We start from the raw sequence: 19,207 nt of genomic DNA, 5'->3' as shown, positions 1-19,207 counted from the left end.
TCCCCTCATGCCTGCTGACCAGCGCCTCCTGCTCGTGCACGCCCACCCCGACGACGAGTCGATCGGCCAGGGCGCCACGATGGCGAAGTACGTCGCCGAGGGCCGCGGCGTCACGCTGGTGACCTGCACCGCCGGTGAGATGGGCGAGATCCTGGTGCCCGAGCTCGCGCACCTCGCCGCCGACCAGGAGGACCGCCTCGGGGAGCACCGCAAGGGCGAGATCGAGGACGCCATGAAGGCGCTGGCCCCTGGTGATGGGCGGAGTATCGACCACCGCTGGCTGGGCGGATTCCAGCACTACCGCGACTCCGGCATGAAGTGGCACGAGGACGGCTACGCGATCGCCGCCGACGACCTGCACGCCAACGCGTTCTGGCACGCGGACCTCACCCAGGCCGCCGACCTCCTGGTCGAGATCATCCGCGAGGTCCGCCCCCAGGTGCTGGTGACCTACGACCAGTTCGGCGGCTACGGCCACCCCGACCACATCCAGGCCCACCGGGTCGCGATGTACGCCGCGCAGCTCGCCGCGGTGCCGTCGTACCGGCTCGACCTCGGCGAGCCCTGGGACATCGCCAAGATCTACTGGGGCGCGATGTCGGAGAGCCGGATGCGTGCCGGGCTGCGCGCCCTGCGCGACTCGGGCGACACGACGTCGTTCGAGGGCATGGACCCCGACGGCCCGCTGCCGCACTTCGTGACCCCGGACGAGAACCTCGCCGCGGCCGTCGACGCCCAGGACTTCGTCGAGAAGAAGATGGCCGCGCTGCGGGCCTACCCGACGCAGATCACCACCGACGGCCCGTTCTTCGCACTCTCCAACAACGTCGGCAGCACCGCCTGGGGCGTCGAGTTCTACCGGATCGTCAAGGGCGAGCTCGGCAAGCTGGACGAGAACGGCCTCGAGACCGACCTCTTCGCCGGGATCTAGGCGCTCCCTCGTGCGGATCCTCGCCGCGGGCGTCCTCCTGCTCGTCGGTGCCGTCACCGCGGTGGCGGCCGTCGCCCTCCACGAGCTGGTCTGGGGCTTCGCGCTCTCCGTCGCGGCCACCGTCGTCACGGTGCTCGCGCTGCCGCCGGGCTGGCTGCGGATGGGCTTCGTCCTCGGCTGGGTGGTGGTCGTCGGCTGGCTCACCGTCCCTCGCGCGGAGGGTGACTACCTGATCTCCCAGGACTGGCAGGGCTATGCCCTGCTGGGGACCGGCATCGCGATCCTGGTCGCCGGGGTCGCCACGCTGCCACGGCCCGCCCGGCGCGATCCCTAGAATGGCCGTCGTGACCGACACGCGTGAGCCCGCCGGAGCGAAGGTCGTCGCGCTGATGCTGGGAGGTCTGCTCCTCCTGCTAGCCGCCGGGTACGTCGCGGCGTACCTCGTCGCCGGTGACAAGGTGCCGCGCGGCACCACGATCGCCGGCGTGGAGGTCGGCGGCCTCACCCCCGCGAAGGCCGAGCAGGCGTTGCGTGACGGGCTCGCCGACCGGGTCGACCGGTCGATCCGGGTGGTCGACGACGAGGGGGAGACGATTGAGCTGGTGCCCGACGAGGTCGGGCTCTCGGTCGACTACGCAGGCTCCGTCCTGGTCGCCGGAGACGAGCAGAGCTGGAGCCCCGGCCGGCTGTGGGACTACTGGGCCGGGGGCGACGACCTGGACGCGGTGATCCACGCCGACGGGGCCCTCGACACGCTCGCCGACGAGGTCGGCACCCCGACGCGCGACGGGGACGTCAGGTTCGAGGACGGTCGCGTCGTCGTCGTGGACCAGAAGCCGGGCGAGACCTTCGACGCGGAGGCGGCCTATCGGGCCCTCCAGGACGTCTACCTCGCCGAGGATCCCGAGATCGAGCTCCCGACCGTCGTCACCCAGCCCGAGATCGACGACGCCGCCGTGCAGGTGGCGCTCGACGAGTTCGCCAACCCCGCGATGTCGGGTCCGGTGACGCTGGTGTTCGGCGACTCGCCGGTCCAGCTCGGGCCGGCCGAGTTCGGCGACGTGCTGGCCATGGAGGTCGAGGACGGCGCGCTGGTGCCCGACCTCGACGTGGACGCGCTCACGGCACTCGTCGACGACGGCGTCAGCGAGGACGGTGCGCCCGTCGACGCCACCGTGGCCCTGGTCGACGGCAAGCCGCAGGTCGTCCCCGCCGAGCCGGGCGTCACCTACGACCCGGCCGACGTCAGCGACGCCTTCCTCGAGCTGGTCACCCGGCCCGACGGCGAGCGCCAGATGGACGTCGAGGCGACGGTCGACGAGCCCGACTTCACGACCGCGGACGCCCGCGCGCTGAAGATCAAGGAGCGGGTGTCGACGTTCACGACCTACTACCCCTACGCGGAGTACCGGAACATCAACATCGGCCGGGCCGGCGAGATCATCGACGGCACCGTGCTGAAGCCCGGCGACACGTTCTCGCTCAACGACATCGTCGGCGAGCGGACCCGGGAGAACGGCTTCACCGAGGGCTTCGTCATCAGCAACGGGATCTTCGCCGAGGACCTCGGCGGCGGCGTCTCGCAGATGGCGACGACCACGTTCAACGCGATGTTCTTCGCCGGCCTCGAGGACGTCGAGCACAAGCCGCACTCGTTCTACATCGACCGCTACCCGGTCGGGCGCGAGGCGACCGTCGCCTGGGGCGCGGTCGACCTGCGCTTCCGCAACGACACGCCGTACGGCGTGCTGATCTCCGCCGAGGTCACCCCGAGCACGCCGTCCTCCCAGGGCGTCGTCACCGTCTCGATGTGGTCGACGAAGCACTGGGACATCACCACCAGCACGTCACCCCGCTACAACTTCCGGGCTCCCGCCACGCGCACGCTGCGCACCCCGGACTGCTACCCGAACACGGGCTACGACGGCTTCGACGTCGACGTCACCCGGTTCTTCCGCAAGCCCGGCAGCGACGAGCTGGTGCGCACCGAGAAGTTCCACACGTCGTACACGCCGTCCGACACGGTCATCTGCAAGTCTCCCGAAGGAACGTGACCGACGTCGCACGCGGTCGTTGGACCTGCATGCGACTGATCCTGGGAGCCCTGCTCGTCTCGGTCTCGACCGCTCTCGGCGTGGCGGTCGGCGTGAGCTCGCCGGCGGGCGCCGACCCGCTGCCGCTGCCGACCTCGCCGTTCGGCGAGCCGACGGGGGCCAACGACTGGGACTGCCTGCCCACCGCGCAGCGGCCGGAGCCGGTGATCATCGTGCACGGCACGTTCGGTGACCGGAAGAGCCTGCTCGACCACCTGTCGGCGGCGATGGTCGACGAGGGCTTCTGTGTCTTCTCGCTCGACTACGGCAACCGCGGCACCGGTGACATCGTCGCCTCCGCGAAGGTGCTGAAGAAGTTCACGACGAAGGTGCTCGACGCCACCGGGGCCGCGAAGGTGTCGATGGTCGGCCACTCGCAGGGCGGCATGATGCCGCGTTACTACATCAAGTTCCTCGGTGGCGCGGCCGTCGTCGACGACCTGGTCGGCCTCTCGCCCTCCAACCACGGCACCACCATCACCGGCGACGACTCCAACCCGCTGACCGGCGGCTTCTGCCGGGCCTGCAGCCAGCAGGCGGCGGGCTCGGCCTTCCTGACGAAGCTGAACAAGGGCGACGAGACGCCCGGCGCCGTCAGCTACACCCAGATCAGCACGAGGTACGACGAGGTCGTGGTGCCGTACACCTCGGCGTTCCTCGCCGCAGGCCCGCGGACCACCAACCTGACCATCCAGGACGCCTGCCCCGGCGACGCCGCCGAGCACGTGTTCATCCCGATGAGCAGCACCGCGATCGCCTACGTGCTCGACGCGCTGACCCACGACGGCCCGGCCGACCCGGCGTACCAGCCGGCGTGCGGCACCGGGCTGCCCGGCGCCTGACCCCTGCTCGGGGAGAACCGGGCGCCCCTGGGGACACCACCTCAGCGAGCGTCCGGTTTCCCCCTGCCCGGACCTTGGCGTGGTTGCGTGAGCCGTTCATCCCCACGCGACGAGGGCGTCGTCGCGTGTCTTCGCGATCGGTCAGGATCGTGGCCGCGCGTCGACGAGCAGCCCCCGGGCCAGAGCGGTCGCGGGCGTGGGCGACGCGACCACCTGGGGCAGCCCGAGGAGGGGCACGAAGGCGGCCGCGAAGTCCTCGTGGTGCGTGAGGGTCCACAACGACGTGCCGTCGCCGTGCACGAAGACCGGCTTGCCGGCGCGCATCCGGGCGACGTCGGTCCATCCGCCGTGCAGCGGCACGTGGGTCGGGTCGTAGGTATGCGAGGGCCGGACGATCGTCACGGGGAAGCCCTCGGAGCGGTAGGCGTCGACGAACACCTGCTCGCACGCGATCTTGGCGGAGGAGTAGTCGGAGAACGGGTTGCGCAGCGGAGTCGACTCCGTCAGGGGGAGCCGGGCCGGCGGTGTCTGGTATGCCGACGCGGAGCTGATGAAGACGTAGTGGTCGGTGCGACCACGGAAGGTCTCGATGTCGGCGCGCGCCTGCTCGGGCTGGAACACCAAGAAGCTGACCACGACGTCGAAGCGGCGAGATCCCAGGGCTTCGCGGACCTGGGCGGGATCGCCGACGTCCGCGGTCAGCACCTCGACGTCGGCGGGCACCGCCCGCACGTCGCGTGAGCCGCGGCGCAGCAGTGTCAGCCGGTGTCCGGCGTCGACGGCGGCCCGGCTGCAGGCCGAGCTGATCACGCCGGTGCCGCCGATGAAGAGAACGGAAAGCGCAGACATCGCACTCCTATCGAATTGATTCGATGATCGGTTTCTAAACCGTAACACCAGCAGATCTCAGACGTCACCCATCTTGATGCGACGACATGGCTGGTGACCGTCCGATAAGCCCATTTCGGGGCGACGATTCCGCATCTGTGCAGGTCCCAGGGGGTGTCCGGGCGAATTTTGACTTTTTGGAAGGGGGGTCTTGCGCCGTGATAGCCGTCACGTTAACGTTCCCAGACACATCGTCGAATCGTTACGACGATATTCGACGAATAGATCGAAAGGAGCCGAGTGAGCGCCACCATCGCGGAGGTCGCCCAGCGTGCCGGGGTGTCCCCGAGCACCGTCTCCTACGTCCTCACCGGCAACCGCCCGATCTCCGCCGCGACCCGGCTACGGGTCCAGACGGCGATCCGCGAGCTCGACTACCGGCCGCACGCCGGCGCGCGGTCGCTCCGCTCGAGCCGCACCAACGTCATCGGACTGGTGATGCCGTTCCAGGAGCCGCACGACGTCTCCGCGCTGCCGTTCATCGGAGCCATCGCCGAGTCGTCGTCGCGCCAGGGCGTCAACGTGCTGCTCCTCACCGCCGACCGGGGCACCAGCGAGATCGAACGGGTCGTGCGCTCGAACATGGTCGACAGCATGATCGTGCTGCAGATCAGCCTCGACGACGAGCGCGTCGACACCCTGGCAGCGCTGGGCTGCCCGGTGGCGATGATCGGCATCCCCGAGGACCCGCAGGGGCTCCCCGCCATCGACTTCGACCTCCACCGAGCGGGAGCGATCTGCGTCGACCACCTCGCCGAGCTGGGACACTCGTCGGTCGCCTACATCGGCCAACCGCAGCTCATGTTCGACCGCGGCACCGCGTACGTGCACCGGGCGCTGCAGGGCGCACGGGAGGCCGCCGAGCGGCACGGCATGTCGTGGAGCATGCAGCCGTGCGAAGCCAACCGTTCGGCCACCGACCGGGCGGTCCGTGACCTGCTCGTCCGCCAGCCGGACCTGACCGGTCTCGTGGTCTTCAACGAGCCGGCCGTCCCGCACGTCCTCGAGAGCCTCGTGTCGTTCGGCAGGAGGGTCCCCGAGGACGTCTCCGTGGTCTCGATCGGCAACGAGTCCGCTCTCACGGGCACCCGCCCGGCCGTGTCCGGGATCTCGTTCCCGGCGGAGGAGCTCGGCCGCGCGGCCGCCGAGATCGTGCTGGCCGCAGGCATCGAGCCGCTGCCGGCCACCGACCCGGTGCTCCTGCCCCCGACCTTCGTCCGACGCGACAGCGACATGGCGCTCGGACGCTGACCACCAAGCCAAGCACAGGAAGGAAGCCGCCACATGCAGATCAGTGCCGAGGAAGTCACCTCCGGTGAGCTGAGCCAGGAGCACTTCGAGAACGCCCTGATGCAGCTCAAGGTGTCCGGGTACGTCGTGCTCGAGGACATGGTCGATCCGGGGAAGATCGACGTTCTCCGGACCCGGTTCCTCGAGCTGCTGGAGGACTTCGCGTCGAAGAACCCGCCGAACCGTGGACCCAACCGCTACGGCTTCCTGCTCCCGTTCGAGGACCCGTTCAGCGACCCCGAGCTCATCGCCAACCCCATCGTGGCCAGCCTCCTGCGACCGGTCATCGGCGAGGAGTTCGTCTGCTCGTTCTACTCCTCGGACAACGCGTTGCCGGGCTCGGAGTACCAGCACCCGCACTCCGACGTGGACCCGCTGTTCCCGGAGCGCGACCTGCCGACCCCGCCGTACGCCGTGATGGTGAACATCCACATCGTCGACTCGACCGAGGAGAACGGCCCGGCGGAGATGTGGCCGTACGGCACGCACCTGATCGGCGACACCGACCTCATCCCGGTGCACAACAAGTTCCAGGACATCGACGCTCGCCGCAGCTCGCCGCTGGGCAGGTTCTCCGAGAGCCTGCCGCCGGTCCCCATGCTGGCCAAGGCGGGCTCCATCAGCATCCGGGACCTCAGGATGTGGCACCGCGGCACGCCCAACCGTTCCGACCAGCCGCGACCGATGCTGTCCATGATCTGCAACCGACCGTGGTACCTGCACGACCTGGAGAACCGCAACCACATCACCCGTGAGGCCTACGAGGCGGCTCCGCCCGAGGTCCAGCGCATCTTCCGTCCCGCCATCATCGGCGCCTGACCGACCCACGCCCCGCGCACCAAACGAAAGGTAGACCCATGAAACTCCACTCCATCAGGGCACCGCGACGCTCGGGGCGTCTGCGTCCGATCTCCGCCGTCGCCGTCGTCACGGCAGCCTCGCTGCTGGCGCTCGCCGGCTGCGGCGGCTCCTCCTCCGACGACAGCGAGGCCGGCGGCACGGTCAACCTGACCTTCTTCACGATCCCCGTCAACAGCACGCCGGTGATCGAGAAGGTGGTCGAGAGGTTCGAGGAGACCCACCCCGGCATCAAGGTGAAGGTGGAGCTCGGGCCGAACAACGTGGACACGGTGCGGGGCACCCTGGCCACCCAGATCTCCAGCGGCTCGTCGACGCCGGACGTCTACGAGGGCGACGTCATGTGGCCGGCCCAGTTCGCGGAGGAGAACCTGGCCCTGAACCTGAGCGACCACATCGACGGTGACTTCTTCGACACCTTCCAGCCCGCGCTCGCGGCGCAGGGCCAGGTCGACGGCAACCAGTACATGACCCCGTGGTTCACCGAGGCCGGCTACCTGTACTACCGCAAGGACCTGCTCGAGGAGGCCGGCCTGCCGGTTCCGAAGACGTGGGAGGAGCTGGCCGAGACGGCAGCCAAGATCCAGGCTTCGGGCAAGGCCAAGTACGGCTACGTGTTCCAGGGCGCGACCACCGAGGAGCTGACCTGCAACTGGGTCGAGTACCTCACCGACGCCGGCGGTCAGGTCGTCAACGACGACTACACCGAGGGCACCATGAACACGCCCGCCGGAGTGAAGGCGCTCAGCTTCATGCGTTCGCTCATCGACACGGGCGTGACGCCGAAGGCGGTCACGACGTTCCAGTCCGCCGAGTCGCTCAGCGCGTTCGACGCCGGGGACGCGGTCTTCATGCGCAACTGGGGCTACGCCTACGCCATCACCCAGGACAAGGACTCCTCCGACGTCGTCGGGAAGGTCGGCATGGCCCCGCTGCCCACGTTCGAGGGCTCGGAGGGGCCGGGCGCGTCGGTCGTCGGTGGAGGCAACCTCTACATCAACCCGAACACCGACCACCTCGAGGAGAGCCTGGAGTTCCTCCAGTGGTTGGGCAGTGACGAGGCTCAGAAGATCATGGCCACCGTCGGCGAGGTGCTCCCGGTCACGACGGCGGTCGCCGACGACCCGGAGATCCAGCAGGTGAACGAGCCGATGAGCGTGCTGCCCGACCTGCGGCTGGCCTCGCGTCAGGTCGCCACCCCGAAGTACCCCGGCATCACCCAGGCGGTCTACCGGGCCGTCAACTCGGCACTCGCCGGCGGCACCAGCATCGAGGAGGCGCTGGCGCAGGCCGACAAGGAGATCAACTCGGCGCTCCAGGGCTCCCTGTAGTCGTCGGACCAGGAAGGATCGATCCGAACATGGAATCCCTCGGCAGTGCTCGCCTCGATCCCGCCCCGAACCGGGTGCCGGCCAGGAACCTCGACCCCTGGCCGGCACCCTCTCCACCCCCGCGAGGCGGTGGCCGGGCCCGTCGCTCGCGCCGGCAGGGCAACCTGCTGGTCGCCCCGGCGTTGGCCGTGGTCGCGATCGTGACCCTGCTCCCGATCGCCTTCTCGGTGTTCATGAGCTTCACGGACCCGGCTGCCGGCCCGGACGGGTTCACCTTCACGTGGGTCGGCACGGAGAACTACCAGTCGGTCCTCGGCAGCGAGGTCTTCCGCCACGCGGTGCAGTTCACCGTGCTCTTCACGGTGATCACGGTCATCATCGAGATGTCGCTGGGCATCGCGGTGGCGCTCGTGATCGACCGGATGACGGTCGGCCGGTCGTTCGCCATCGCCTCGATGCTCGTGCCCTGGGCCGTCATCACCGTGATCTCGGCCCAGCTCTGGAACTACATCTTCAACGGGGTCTACGGCATCGCGAATGCCCTCTTGATGTGGCTGCACCTCATCGATGAGCCGACCTCGTTCCTCAGCACGCCGAACTCGGCGCTCATCGCGCTCGGGATGGCCGACGTCTGGAAGACGACGCCCTTCGTGGCGATCATCGCCCTGGGCGGTCTGCAGATGATCGACCGCGAGCTGTACCAGGCGGCCGCGATCGACGGGGCCGGCCCGGTTGCGCGGTTCCGCGCGATCACGCTGCCGCTGCTGCGACCGGCGCTCGTCACGGCGCTCACCTTCCGCGTCCTGCAGTCCTTCGGCCTGTTCGACCTGCCGTTCATCCTCACGCACGGCGGCCCGGGGCACACGACGGAGACGGTGGGCGTCCTCGCCTACGACGTGCTCTTCGGCGACCTCAACTTCGGGGCAGGTGCGGCGATCTCGTCGCTGACGACCGTGATGGTGCTGATCGCGGCCCTCGTCTTCTTCAAGGTCTTCGGCTTCGCCAAGGAGGTGGCCGACCGTGGGTAGGTCCCGATTCGCCGAGGCGCTGCGCCCGGCCAACCTGCTGGGGTACGCCCTGGGGATCTTCTTCCTGCTCCCCGTCATCTGGCTGGTGATCACCGGGTTCACGCCTCCCAAGGGGCTCGGCAAGTTCCCGCCGGATCTGCTGCCGTGGCCGCCGAGCCTGACCAACTTCTCGCGGGCGTTCGGCGAGAACGACTTCCTGGGCTTCCTGATCAACACGGTGATCGTCGGGGTGGTGACCACCGTGCTCGTGCTGTTGCTCGGGATCCCGGCGGCCTACGCGCTGGCCCGCACGGCGATGCGCGGCAAGGCGGCGATCCTCATCGGGCTGGTGACGATCTCGATGTTCCCCCCGATCGGTGTCATCCCGCCGCTCTACGTCGGCCTGCGCACCATCGGGTGGCTCAACAGCTACCAGGCGCTGGTGCTGCCGTACCTCGCGTTCAACCTGCCCTTCGCGATCTGGATCCTCCGGAACACCTTCCGCGAGGTCCCCGAGGAGATCGAGCAGGCCGGCGAGATCGACGGTGCACCGACGTGGCGCATCATCGTCCAGCTCGTCGTCCCCCAGGCCGTACCCGGCATCTTCGTGGCCGGCATCTTCACCTTCGTCGCCTGCTCGACGGAGTTCTTGATGGCACTCAGCTTCAACACCAACTCGGACGTCCAGACCGTCCCGGTGGGGATCGCCCTCTTCGGCGGTCAGTTCGAGATGCCCTACGGCACCATCTTCGCCGCGTCCGCGGCGTCCCTGCTCCCGCTCGTCATTCTCGTCCTGGTGTTCGGCCGGTGGATCGTCTCCGGCCTGAGCCAGGGCTCGATGAAGGGCTGAGAGACCCCCCACCCCCAGTCCGACAGGAGACCCATGCCCAACCTCGCCGTCGACGGTTCCGCCCTCGTCCTCAGGGACGGACACGAGACCGTCAGGATCGAGCCCTGGGGGCCGCACTCGGTCCGTGTCCGCGCCAGCGTGACGTCGATCCGAGACGACCTGCCGCACGCCCTGCTGCCGGCCGAGCCCCCGCCCGGCGTCGAGATCGACGCCGTCGGGCGCCGACTGCGCGTCGGGAACCTCGAGGTCACCGTGTCGGACGAGGGCCTGCTGTCGTTCGCCGACCACCGCAGCGGTCGGGAGGTGCTCGGCGAGGAGCGGGCGCACTTCCAGTGGCCCGGGTCCCGCCTGTTCGCCCGGGGGTCGTCGGGCGCCCACCGCGTCGAGCAGCGCTTCGCCGCCCACGACGACGAGCGCATCGTCGGTCTGGGCCAGCACCCCGGGTCGGGCTTGGACCGCAAGGGCTCGGTCGTCGACCTGGTGCAGCGCAACAGCGAGGTGTCGATCCCGTTCTACCTGTCGAGCCGCGGCTACGGGTTCTTGTGGAACAACCCCGCCGTGGGGCGGGTGGAGCTGGGCCGCACGTCGACCCGGTGGGTCGCCGACTCCGCCCGGCAGATCGACTACTGGGTCACGGTCGGCACTCCGGCCGAGGTGCTGGCGGCGTACGCCGACGCGACCGGTCACGCGCCGGAGCTGCCCGAGTTCGCTGCCGGCTACTGGCAGTCCAAGCTGCTCTACCGCACCCAGGACGAGCTGCTCGAGGTCGCCCGCGAGTACGCCCGGCGCGAGCTGCCGCTCGCCGTCATCGTCACCGACTACTTCCACTGGACGCATCTCGGTGACTGGCAGTTCGACTCCGACGGATGGTCCGACGCCGAGGCGATGGTCAGCGAGCTGCAGGACCTCGGGGTCCGGCCCCTGGTCAGCGTGTGGCCGTCGGTGAGCCCGCTGTCACGCAACTACGAGCACATGCGGGACGCGGGCATGCTGGTCGCGACCGAGTCCGGCATGCCGTTCCACCAGCTCTTCCCCGACAAGGGCTTCCACGAGACCGGCATGGGAGTGGCGTTCTACGACCCGACGTCGCCCGAGGCACGCACCTTCGTGTGGGACCAGGTCAAGCGCGGCTACTACGACATCGGCTACCGCATCTGGTGGCTCGACGCCTGCGAGCCGGAGATCTTCCCGCACGCCTACGAGAACCTCCGGTACGCCGCCGGCCCCGGTCTCGAGGTGGCGAACCTCTATCCGCGCGAGCACGCCCGGGCCTTCCACGACGGCATGCGCCGCGAGGGGGAGGACGAGATCGTCCTCCTCTGCCGGTCCGCGTGGGCGGGCAGCCAGAGCCTGGGCGTCGTCCTCTGGTCGGGCGACGTGCAGGCGACGTGGGAGAGCTTTCGCGAGCAGGTCGTCGCAGGCCTCAGCGTGATGTGCAGCGGCATCCCGTGGTGGAACAGCGACACGGGCGGCTTCCACGGCGGTGACCCGGAGTCGCCGGCGTACCGAGAGCTCTACCTGCGGTGGTTCCAGTTCGCGACGTTCTCGCCGATCATGCGGGCGCACGGCCACCGCGAGCCGCGGATCCCGTTCGGTGCCGAGGACCACGGCGGCGGCGGCAACGAGGTGTGGTCCTACGGGCCGGACGCCGAGAAGGTGCTCGTGGACCACCTCACGCTGCGTGAGCGCCTCAAGCCCTACGTGCTCGAGCACATGCGGGTCGCCGCCCGCGACGGGCTGCCGATGATGCGGCCGCTGTTCGTCGACCACCCGGAGGACGCGCAGGCGTGGCAGGTGGAGGACCAGTACCTGTTCGGCCCCGACCTGCTGGTCGCACCGGTGCTCGAGCCGGGCGCGGTCGAGCGCTCGGTCTACCTGCCGGCTGGTGTCGAGTGGACCGATGCCTGGACCGGCGAGCGGCACCCGGGAGGGAGCACGGTCCGCGCGGCCGCGCCGCTGGAGCGCACGCCTGTCTTCGTCAGCGATCCGGCTCTGCTGGAGCTCTTCGAGCTCTGAGGTGGGGCCGGCCCGACCGGGCCGACCCCACCGGCTCGCCTCACATCCGCGAGGCGAGCCGGTGGTAGGCGGCGCTCCACCGCAGCTCGCGGCGCAGCGATCGCACGGTCGTGTCGTCGTCGATGACCACGAGCTCGACGCCGGTCATCTCGGCGAAGTCCTCGAGCGTCTCGACGTCGAGTGCCTGGGACAGGACGGTGTGGTGCGGCGCACCTGCCATCAGCCACGACTCGGTGGCGACGGACCAGGACGGCCGGGGACGCCAGACCGCGCAGGCGACGGGCAGACGTGGGAGCGGCTCGTCGGGGTCGACCACGTCGATCGCGTTGACCGTCAGGCGGAACCGGTCGCCGAGGTCGGCGAGGCCCGCCACCACGGCCGGGCCGGGGTCGGCGGTGAAGCGCAGCCGCACCGGGTCCTCGCGGTCACCGATCGACAGCGGGTGGACCTCGAGGGAGGCTCGTCGCGTCGTCAGGCTCGGGCAGACCTCGAGCATGTGGGCGCCGAGCACCTTCTCCTCGCCCGGGACGAGGTGGTAGGTGTAGTCCTCCATGAACGACGTTCCGCCCGGGGCGTCGTGGGCCATCACCTTCGCGGCCCGCAGCAGCATCGACGTCTTCCAGTCGCCTTCGCCGCCGAAGCCGTAGCCGTCGGCCATCATGCGCTGGACCGCGAGACCGGGCAGCTGACGGAGCCCGCCGAGATCTTGGAAGTTCGTCGTGAACGCCCCGAAGCCGCCGCTCTCGAGGAACGCGCGCAGGCCCAGCTCGAGGCGCGCGCCGTACCGCAGCGACGCGTGGCGGTCGCCTCCGGGACGCAGCTCACGGGCCACGTCGTATCGGTCGGTGTACTCGGTCACGAGCTTGTCGACCTCTGCGTCGCCGATCTCGTCGACGACCGCGACGAGATCGTTCACCCCGTAGGTGTTGACGCTGGTGCCGAAGCGCAGCTGTGCCTCCACCTTGTCGCCCTCGGTGACAGCGACATCGCGCATGTTGTCGCCGAAACGCGCCAGGCGCAGCTGCCGGAGCTCGTGCCGGCCCCGTGCCGCCCGGGCCCAGCGCACCACCCGCTCCAGCACCGTGGGCGAGCTCAGATGGCCGGCCACCGTCGTCCGGGCGACGCCGAGGCGGCTCTGCACGAACGCGAACTCCCGATCGCCGTGCGCGGACTGGTTGAGGTTCATGAAGTCCATGTCGATCGTCGCCCACGGCAGTGCGACCTCGGCCTGCGTGTGCAGGTGCAGGAGCGGCTTCTGCAGGGCGTCGAGACCGGTGATCCACATCTTGGCGGGCGAGAAGGTGTGCATCCACGCCACCACCCCGATGCAGTCGGGATCGCTGTTGGCGTCGAGCATGACCCGGTGGATGGCGGCACTGTCGAGGAGCACCGGCCGCCACGCCACGCGGGCGGGGAGCCCCGGCGTCGCCTCCAACAGCGCCGCGACGGCCTGGGACTGCTCGGCGACCTGGCGCAGCGTCTCCGGACCGTAGAGCCCCTGGCTCCCGGTGAGGAACCAGATCTCGGCGGTTGGCGTGGTGTCAGTGCTCACTCGTGCTCCTCGCGTATCCGTGGGTTGCGCTGCCGGGTGGTCGCTCGCGGCTCAGCGCTGCCCGTAGACGTTCTGGTAACGGTCGAACAGCTGGTCGACCTGCTGCTGGGGGATGGCCACCGGTTCGCCGAGCTGGCGGGCGATGTGCACGGTGCGGGCCACGTCCTCGCACAGGACGGCGGCCTTGACCGCGTCGCGAGCGGTGCGCCCGATCGCGAACACGCCGTGGTTCTGCATCAAGACGGCGGTCGACCGGCTCCCCGACAGCGTCTCGACGATCCCGCGCCCGATGGAGTCGTCGCCGATCCCGGCGAACGGGCCCACGGGGATCTCCCCGCCGAACTCGTCGGCGACCATCGTCAGGACGCAGGGGATCGGCTCCGCGCGCGACGCCCAGGCGGTGGCGTAGGTCGAGTGGGTGTGGACCACGCCGCCGACCTGCGGCATGGCCCGGTAGACGTAGGCCTGTGCCTCGGTGTCCGAGGACGGGGCGTGGTCGCCGTCGACCACCCGGCCGTCCAGGTCGCAGACCACCATGTTGTCCGGCGTCAGCTCGTCGTACGGCACCCCGCTGGGCTTGATCACGAACAGGTCGTGGCCGGGCACCCGTGCCGACACGTTGCCGGCCGTCCAGACCACGAGCTGGTAGCGGATCAGCTCACGATGCAGGGCGGCGACCTCCGTCCGCACGGCGGCGACCGCAGCGACGTCCCGCACGGCGGTCATACCGGCACCACCGCCCGGCGATCGGCGACTTCCCCCCGCAGCGCGGCGAGTCGCCGCATCGCGGCGACGTCGCGGCCGAAGTGGTCGTGCAGCTCCCGGTACTCGCGGAAGAGGCGGTCGTACGACGCGGCGCGATCCGGGTCGGGCAGGTACGCGCCTCGGCGGCGACGTCCCATGCTCGCGGCGGCCGTGCGCACGTCCGGGTAGGCGCCCGCTGCGACGGCGGCGTGGATCGCCGACCCCAGGGCCGGGCCCTGCTGCGACTCGATCAGCGAGAGCGGCAGCCGCAGCACGTCGGCCTGGATCTGCATGAGGAGCTCGTTCTTCGCCAGGCCGCCGGCCACCACGAACTCGTCGACGTCGACGCCGTGCTCGCGGAAGGTCTCCACGATCACCCGGGTGCCGAACGCGGTCGCCTCGAGCAGACAGCGGTAGACGTCCTCGGGGCGGGTGCCCAGCGTCATCCCGAGCAGCAGCCCGCTGAGCTCGTGATCGACGAGCACCGACCGGTTGCCGCTCTCCCAGTCGAGGGCGACCAACCCGTGCTCGCCGACCTCCTGCTGGGCGGCCAGGCGCGTGAGGTGCTCGTGCAGGGACTCGCCCGCCTCGCGGGCCGCGTCGTGGTAGGCGGGTGGCACGAAGTTCGCGACGAACCAGCCGAAGATGTCGCCGACGCCGCTCTGCCCGGCTTCGTAGCCCCAGCTGCCCTCCAGGATGCCCCCGTCGACCACCCCGCACATGCCGGGCACCTCGTGGAGCTCCTCGGAGTTCATCACCAGGCAGGTCGAGGTGCCCATGATCGCGACCATCTGGCCGGGGTCGACGGCGCCGGCGGCAGGAGCGGTCACGTGGGCGTCCACGTTGCCCACCGCGACCACGATGCCGGCGGGCAGCCCGGTCCAGGCCGCCGCCTCGGCGGTCAGCGTGCCCGCGGCCTCGCCGAGCGGCCGGACGGAACGGTCCAGCTTGTCGCGGACGAACCCGCCGAACCCCGGCGCGAGGGCCTCGAGGAACTCCTCGGAGGGGTAGCGGCCGTCCTGGTGGATGCCCTTGTAACCGGCGGTGCACGCGTTGCGGACGTAGCTCCCGCACAGCTGCCACACGATCCAGTCGGCGGCCTCGACCCAGTGGTCCATCTGCGCGTAGACCTCGGGGTCCTCCTCGAAGACCTCGAGTCCCTTGGCGAACTCCCACTCCGAGGAGATCAGCCCGCCGTAGCGCGCCAGCCACGTCTCACCGCGCTCGGCGGCGATGCGGTTGATCCGGTCCGCCTGCTCCTGGGCGGCGTGGTGACGCCACAGCTTGACGTAGGCGTGCGGTCGATCCGAGAGCTCCGGGACCTCGCACAGCGGCGTCCCGTCAGCGAGGCACGGGACCATCGTGCACGCGGTGAAGTCGGTGGCGATGCCGATCACGTCGGCCGGGTCGACGCCGGCCTCGGCCACGGCGGCGGGGACGGCGACGCGCAGCACGTCACGGTAGTCCGCCGGCACCTGCAGTGCCCACTCCGACGGCAGTCGCCGGCCGCTCCCGGGCAGGGTGCGCTCGACGACCCCGTGGGCGTACTCGTGGGTGGCGGCGCCGACCTCCCGGCCGTCGGAGACCCGCACGACGACCGCCCGACCCGAGAGGGTGCCGAAGTCCACGCCGACGACGTACTGCACTCGTGTCACGAAGACCTCCTCGGTGTCGGTTTGCGGGCCCGACTGCCGACCCGTCCGGCCGTCCCGGTGGGCCGTCGGAGCCTCGGGGACGCCACGATTGTGAACGTTAACATCGCGTCGGTCAAGAAGGGCTGGTCGGGTCCGTGCGCCGGCGCCGTCAGCCCCGCGGGGTGCGGTCCGCGACCGGGCCGGTGCTCGCCCGCGGCACCAGGGTGGGCTGTACCAGGCCGGCCGGCTCCGTGCGGGAGCCGGCGATCGCGGCGGCCAGCACGGCGATGGCGCGACGGCCGACCTCGGCGAAGTCCTGCCGCACCGTCGACAACGGGGGGATCAGGTAGGCCGCCTCGGGGATGTCGTCGAACCCGATCACGCTCACGTCGCCGGGCGCCGGGCGGCCGGCTTCGTGCAGGGCGCGGAGCACGCCCAGCGCCATCTGGTCGTTGGCGACGAAGACCGCGGTGATGCTGTGGTCCCGGGCGAGCTCGCGACCCGCCCGGTAGCCGCTGGCGGCCGTCCAGTCGCCGACGACCGCGGGAGCCGGGGAGAGTCCGGCCTCCGTGAGCGCGTCTCGCCATCCCTGCATCCGGGCCGTCGCCTCGGTCCAGTCCGGCGGCCCCGCGACGTGGGCGATGCGGCGGTGCCCGAGGTCGAGCAGGTGGCGGGTGGCGTCGTAGGCCCCGCGGTGCTGGTCGACGCCGACGGCCAGGGCCGACCGGCTCAGGTCCCCTTCCACGACCACCAGGGGGACGTCGAGCCCCTGGCTGCGCACCAGGTCCAGGGCCGCGGCCTGGCCCGTCACCATCACGATGCCCTCCACGGACTGGCGCATCAGGTGCTCGATGGCCTTCGCGAGCGAGTCGCCGGTCGCGGCCTCGAGCCCGACCGAGCCGGCGAAGAAGCCGGCCGCCCTCGCCGCATCCTCGAGGTTGCGGTGGATGCTCGCGGGGCCGTACTGGCCGGCCGCCGTCGTGATGATGCCGATGATCCGCGATCGTCGAGTCACCAGGGCGCGGGCCAGGTGGTTCGGGCGGTACCCGAGGTCCCGGACCGCGCGCTCGACCCGATCCTTGGTCGAGGCCCGGATGTTCGGGCTGCCGTTGACGACACGGGAGACGGTCTGGATGGACACCCCGGCCCGGCGGGCGACGTCGGCCATGACGACGGGACGCCGCGGCGGGATCGGTCCGTGGTCATCGGCAGCCACGGCATCGCCTCCTCTCGTCGTGCGGCGACGCATCCGGGGGAGGGCGTCCGGTGTTCAGTGTCGGGGTGTCCAGACCCGCATGGTGGTCGGGCCCCGGTTGCCCCAACGGTAGTAGGGACGGTACCCGACGACGGCCTCGTGGCTCTCGTCCCTCAGCTCGGCTCCGGTCAGGTCTCGATAGGGCCAGGGGGAGTCCGGTCGTCGGCGGATCAGCACGCGGACGTCGGCCCCGTCGGGGGTGGCGAGCGGCGGGGTGGAGGTGTCGATCTCCAGGTCGGCGACGTGCGCGCCGGACGGTAGGTCGACGTCCTCGACCGCCAGCACGAACGGACCCTTCTCGACGGCGACCTGGCCGCGGACCGCATCGATGCGGTCGTCGGCCGCGACGAAGCGCGGACGCATGGGGAACCGGGCCACGACGTGGGTCCCCGCAGGGAGCGGACCCGCGACCCGGATCTGCCGCCCGGGCACCGGCTCCGCGCCGGTGCCGAGGTCGACGGTGGCACGGCCGTCGGTCCACGGCGGCACCCGGAGGTCGATCCGGCTCGCGGCGGGGAGGGGGGTGAGCAGCTCCACCTCGACGCGCTCCGCGTTCGGGTAGCCCGAGCGCACCCGCACCTCGAGGCGATCGCCGTTCGCCAGCGTGGTGCCCGCGCTGAAGTCGCCGTACAGGTGGAGCTGGAGCCCTGACTCGTCGCCCGTGGCGAACAGCTCGCCGACATTCGCCACGGTGCGAGCGACGTTCGTCGGGCAGCAGGAGACGTCGAACCACGGCGAGCGCAGCAGGCCGTGCGCGCGCGAGCTGGCCACGGACTCGTCGGCCAGTGCGCCGGCGGTGCGCTGGTGCAGGGTGTTGGCGTAGAAGAACGCCCGGCCGTCCTCGCGCGGCGAGCACAGGACCGCGTTCAGCAGCGTGCGCTCGATCGTGTCCGCGTACCTCGGATCTCCGGTCGCGAGCAGCAGCCGCCGGGCCAGCATCACCGAGGCGATGGCCGCGCAGGTCTCGGCGTACGCGCGATCGGGCGGGAGCTCGTAGTCCTCGCCGAAGGACTCGTCCTGGTGGCGCGAACCCATGCCTCCGGTGAGGTAGGTGCGCCGGGCCATGGTTCGCTTCCACTGCGCCTCGACGGCGTGGAGGAGCGCCTCGTCGCCGGTCTCGACCGCGACGTCGACCGCCGCCGCGGCCAGGTAGAGCGCCCGGACCGCGTGCCCCCGCAGGACCTCGGCCTCGCGGACCGGCACGTCGTCTTGGAAGTAGGCGGGGCCGAACTCGATGGGTCCGAGCAGCCCCCGACCGCGGCGGTCGACGAACAGGCGCGCGAGCTCGAGGTCCTGGTCCCGGCCGGTGGCGCGGTAGAGGTCGACGAGCCCCAGCTCCACCTCGGGATGTCCGCAGACTGCGGCTCGTCCTCCGGGACCGAACGTGGCGTGGAGATGGTCGGCGAGGCGAAGCGCCGCGGCGGTCAGGCGATCCTCGCGTCCGGACCGGAGGCGCGCTGCGGCCGCCTGGAACAGGTGGCCGAAGCAGTAGAGCTCGTGGCCCCACTCCAGGTCGCTGTAGCGCGGCCGCTGGCCCGGACGCCCGAAGGCGGTGTGCAGGTAGCCGTCGGCCTCCTGGGCGGCGACCACGCGGTCGGCGATGTCGGCATAGCGCTGCTCCAGCTGCTCGTCGCCGGTGCGCGCAACCTCGTGGGCCATGGCTTCGAGGAGCTTGTAGACGTCGGAGTCGACGAACTCGATGCCGGCGCGGTCGAACGCCGACCCGGCCGCCGCCGCGTCGAAGTTGGCGATCCACCCCATGCGCTCCGCCCAGGTGGCGCAGTGGTCGATGATGTCGGTGTGGTTGAGGTCCTGGAGCCGAGCCCAGAAGCCGCCCTCGAGGGCGACCGAGCCGGGCGGTAGTGCGTCGAGGGCAGCGTGGAGGCGTCCGGCCATTCGGCCATGTTAACGCTCAC

The 19,207-nt window shown here is 70.7% G+C and carries 16 protein-coding genes; 10 read left to right on the top strand and 6 right to left on the bottom strand.

What is annotated here, in order from left to right; translation table 11 throughout:
• The first annotated feature begins 7 nt into the window (after positions 1-7).
• Genes mshB through PD653B2_RS15890 form a run of 4 tightly spaced genes read left to right on the top strand, consistent with a single transcriptional unit; the run spans position 8 to position 3,866 of the window.
• Positions 8-931 carry an N-acetyl-1-D-myo-inositol-2-amino-2-deoxy-alpha-D-glucopyranoside deacetylase gene (gene mshB / locus PD653B2_RS15905; protein ID WP_085873371.1) on the top strand — a complete coding sequence of 308 codons (924 nt, stop codon included), beginning with the start codon at positions 8-10 and terminating at the stop codon, positions 929-931.
• A gap of 10 nt (positions 932-941) precedes the next feature.
• Complete coding sequence (locus tag PD653B2_RS15900; RefSeq protein WP_085873370.1) at positions 942-1,265, top strand: hypothetical protein; 324 nt, start codon at positions 942-944, stop codon at positions 1,263-1,265.
• Between the two features lie 10 nt (positions 1,266-1,275).
• A complete protein-coding gene (locus tag PD653B2_RS15895) occupies positions 1,276-2,985 on the top strand; it encodes a VanW family protein (protein ID WP_133059048.1) in 1,710 nt (569 codons plus the stop codon).
• Positions 2,986-3,014: 29 nt separating this feature from the next.
• Entirely contained in the window at positions 3,015-3,866 is an 852-nt protein-coding gene (locus PD653B2_RS15890) for an esterase/lipase family protein (protein WP_085873455.1), read from the top strand.
• Between the two features lie 141 nt (positions 3,867-4,007).
• Here the strand turns inward: PD653B2_RS15890 and PD653B2_RS15885 are convergent, their stop codons facing one another.
• The gene (locus tag PD653B2_RS15885) at positions 4,008-4,715 is read right to left on the bottom strand and encodes an NAD-dependent epimerase/dehydratase family protein (RefSeq protein WP_085873368.1); all 708 of its coding nucleotides are present in this window, start codon (positions 4,713-4,715) and stop codon (positions 4,008-4,010) included.
• Positions 4,716-4,994: 279 nt separating this feature from the next.
• Between PD653B2_RS15885 and PD653B2_RS15880 the strand changes: the two genes are divergently transcribed.
• From PD653B2_RS15880 to PD653B2_RS15855, 6 genes are read left to right on the top strand one after another with little or no spacing between them, the layout of a single operon-like run.
• Positions 4,995-6,005 carry a LacI family DNA-binding transcriptional regulator gene (locus tag PD653B2_RS15880; protein ID WP_085873367.1) on the top strand — a complete coding sequence of 337 codons (1,011 nt, stop codon included), beginning with the start codon at positions 4,995-4,997 and terminating at the stop codon, positions 6,003-6,005.
• 33 nt (positions 6,006-6,038) lie between these two features.
• Positions 6,039-6,863 (top strand): phytanoyl-CoA dioxygenase family protein, encoded by an 825-nt coding sequence (locus PD653B2_RS15875; protein ID WP_085873366.1) that lies wholly within the window; start codon positions 6,039-6,041, stop codon positions 6,861-6,863.
• Positions 6,864-6,901: 38 nt separating this feature from the next.
• Positions 6,902-8,233, top strand: coding sequence for an ABC transporter substrate-binding protein (locus PD653B2_RS15870; protein ID WP_085873365.1), 1,332 nt, complete (start codon positions 6,902-6,904; stop codon positions 8,231-8,233).
• Between the two features lie 29 nt (positions 8,234-8,262).
• Positions 8,263-9,261 carry a carbohydrate ABC transporter permease gene (locus PD653B2_RS15865; RefSeq protein ID WP_085873364.1) on the top strand — a complete coding sequence of 333 codons (999 nt, stop codon included), beginning with the start codon at positions 8,263-8,265 and terminating at the stop codon, positions 9,259-9,261.
• Entirely contained in the window at positions 9,254-10,090 is an 837-nt protein-coding gene (locus PD653B2_RS15860) for a carbohydrate ABC transporter permease (RefSeq protein ID WP_207559459.1), read from the top strand. Before PD653B2_RS15865 ends, PD653B2_RS15860 begins: the two co-directional genes overlap by 8 nt.
• 33 nt (positions 10,091-10,123) lie before the next feature.
• Complete coding sequence (locus PD653B2_RS15855) at positions 10,124-12,106, top strand: TIM-barrel domain-containing protein (RefSeq protein WP_085873363.1); 1,983 nt, start codon at positions 10,124-10,126, stop codon at positions 12,104-12,106.
• Positions 12,107-12,146: 40 nt separating this feature from the next.
• Here PD653B2_RS15855 and araA read toward each other — a convergent pair whose 3' ends face one another.
• From araA to PD653B2_RS15830, 5 genes are all read right to left on the bottom strand, one after another.
• Positions 12,147-13,658, bottom strand: coding sequence for an L-arabinose isomerase (gene araA, locus PD653B2_RS15850; RefSeq protein WP_085873362.1), 1,512 nt, complete (start codon positions 13,656-13,658; stop codon positions 12,147-12,149).
• A 51-nt stretch (positions 13,659-13,709) separates the two neighbouring features.
• Positions 13,710-14,384: an L-ribulose-5-phosphate 4-epimerase gene (locus tag PD653B2_RS15845; RefSeq protein WP_085873361.1), complete on the bottom strand. Its 675-nt coding sequence runs from the start codon at positions 14,382-14,384 to the stop codon at positions 13,710-13,712.
• Complete coding sequence (gene araB, locus PD653B2_RS15840; RefSeq protein ID WP_085873360.1) at positions 14,381-16,057, bottom strand: ribulokinase; 1,677 nt, start codon at positions 16,055-16,057, stop codon at positions 14,381-14,383. The genes PD653B2_RS15845 and araB overlap by 4 nt, the downstream gene beginning before the upstream one ends.
• 148 nt (positions 16,058-16,205) lie before the next feature.
• Positions 16,206-17,252: a LacI family DNA-binding transcriptional regulator gene (locus tag PD653B2_RS15835; protein ID WP_242665303.1), complete on the bottom strand. Its 1,047-nt coding sequence runs from the start codon at positions 17,250-17,252 to the stop codon at positions 16,206-16,208.
• A 54-nt stretch (positions 17,253-17,306) separates the two neighbouring features.
• Positions 17,307-19,187 carry a glycoside hydrolase family 127 protein gene (locus PD653B2_RS15830; RefSeq protein ID WP_085873359.1) on the bottom strand — a complete coding sequence of 627 codons (1,881 nt, stop codon included), beginning with the start codon at positions 19,185-19,187 and terminating at the stop codon, positions 17,307-17,309.
• Positions 19,188-19,207: the final 20 nt, after the last annotated feature.

Source organism: Nocardioides sp. PD653-B2 (genome assembly GCF_002117935.1).
Taxonomy (GTDB): domain Bacteria; phylum Actinomycetota; class Actinomycetes; order Propionibacteriales; family Nocardioidaceae; genus Nocardioides.
Note: the sequence above shows the minus strand (reverse complement) of the source record. Positions and strands in the feature narration are given on the sequence as shown.

Bases quoted from the DNA above. Each gene is read 5' to 3' on its own strand.
- mshB (WP_085873371.1), top strand. From the start codon at position 8: ATGCCTGCTGACCAGCGCCTCCTGCTCGTGCACGCCCACCCCGACGAC.
- PD653B2_RS15890 (WP_085873455.1), top strand. From the start codon at position 3,015: ATGCGACTGATCCTGGGAGCCCTGCTCGTCTCGGTCTCGACCGCTCTC.
- PD653B2_RS15885 (WP_085873368.1), bottom strand. From the start codon at position 4,715: ATGTCTGCGCTTTCCGTTCTCTTCATCGGCGGCACCGGCGTGATCAGC.
- PD653B2_RS15875 (WP_085873366.1), top strand. From the start codon at position 6,039: ATGCAGATCAGTGCCGAGGAAGTCACCTCCGGTGAGCTGAGCCAGGAG.
- PD653B2_RS15870 (WP_085873365.1), top strand. From the start codon at position 6,902: ATGAAACTCCACTCCATCAGGGCACCGCGACGCTCGGGGCGTCTGCGT.
- PD653B2_RS15865 (WP_085873364.1), top strand. From the start codon at position 8,263: ATGGAATCCCTCGGCAGTGCTCGCCTCGATCCCGCCCCGAACCGGGTG.
- PD653B2_RS15855 (WP_085873363.1), top strand. From the start codon at position 10,124: ATGCCCAACCTCGCCGTCGACGGTTCCGCCCTCGTCCTCAGGGACGGA.
- PD653B2_RS15845 (WP_085873361.1), bottom strand. From the start codon at position 14,384: ATGACCGCCGTGCGGGACGTCGCTGCGGTCGCCGCCGTGCGGACGGAG.
- PD653B2_RS15830 (WP_085873359.1), bottom strand. From the start codon at position 19,187: ATGGCCGGACGCCTCCACGCTGCCCTCGACGCACTACCGCCCGGCTCG.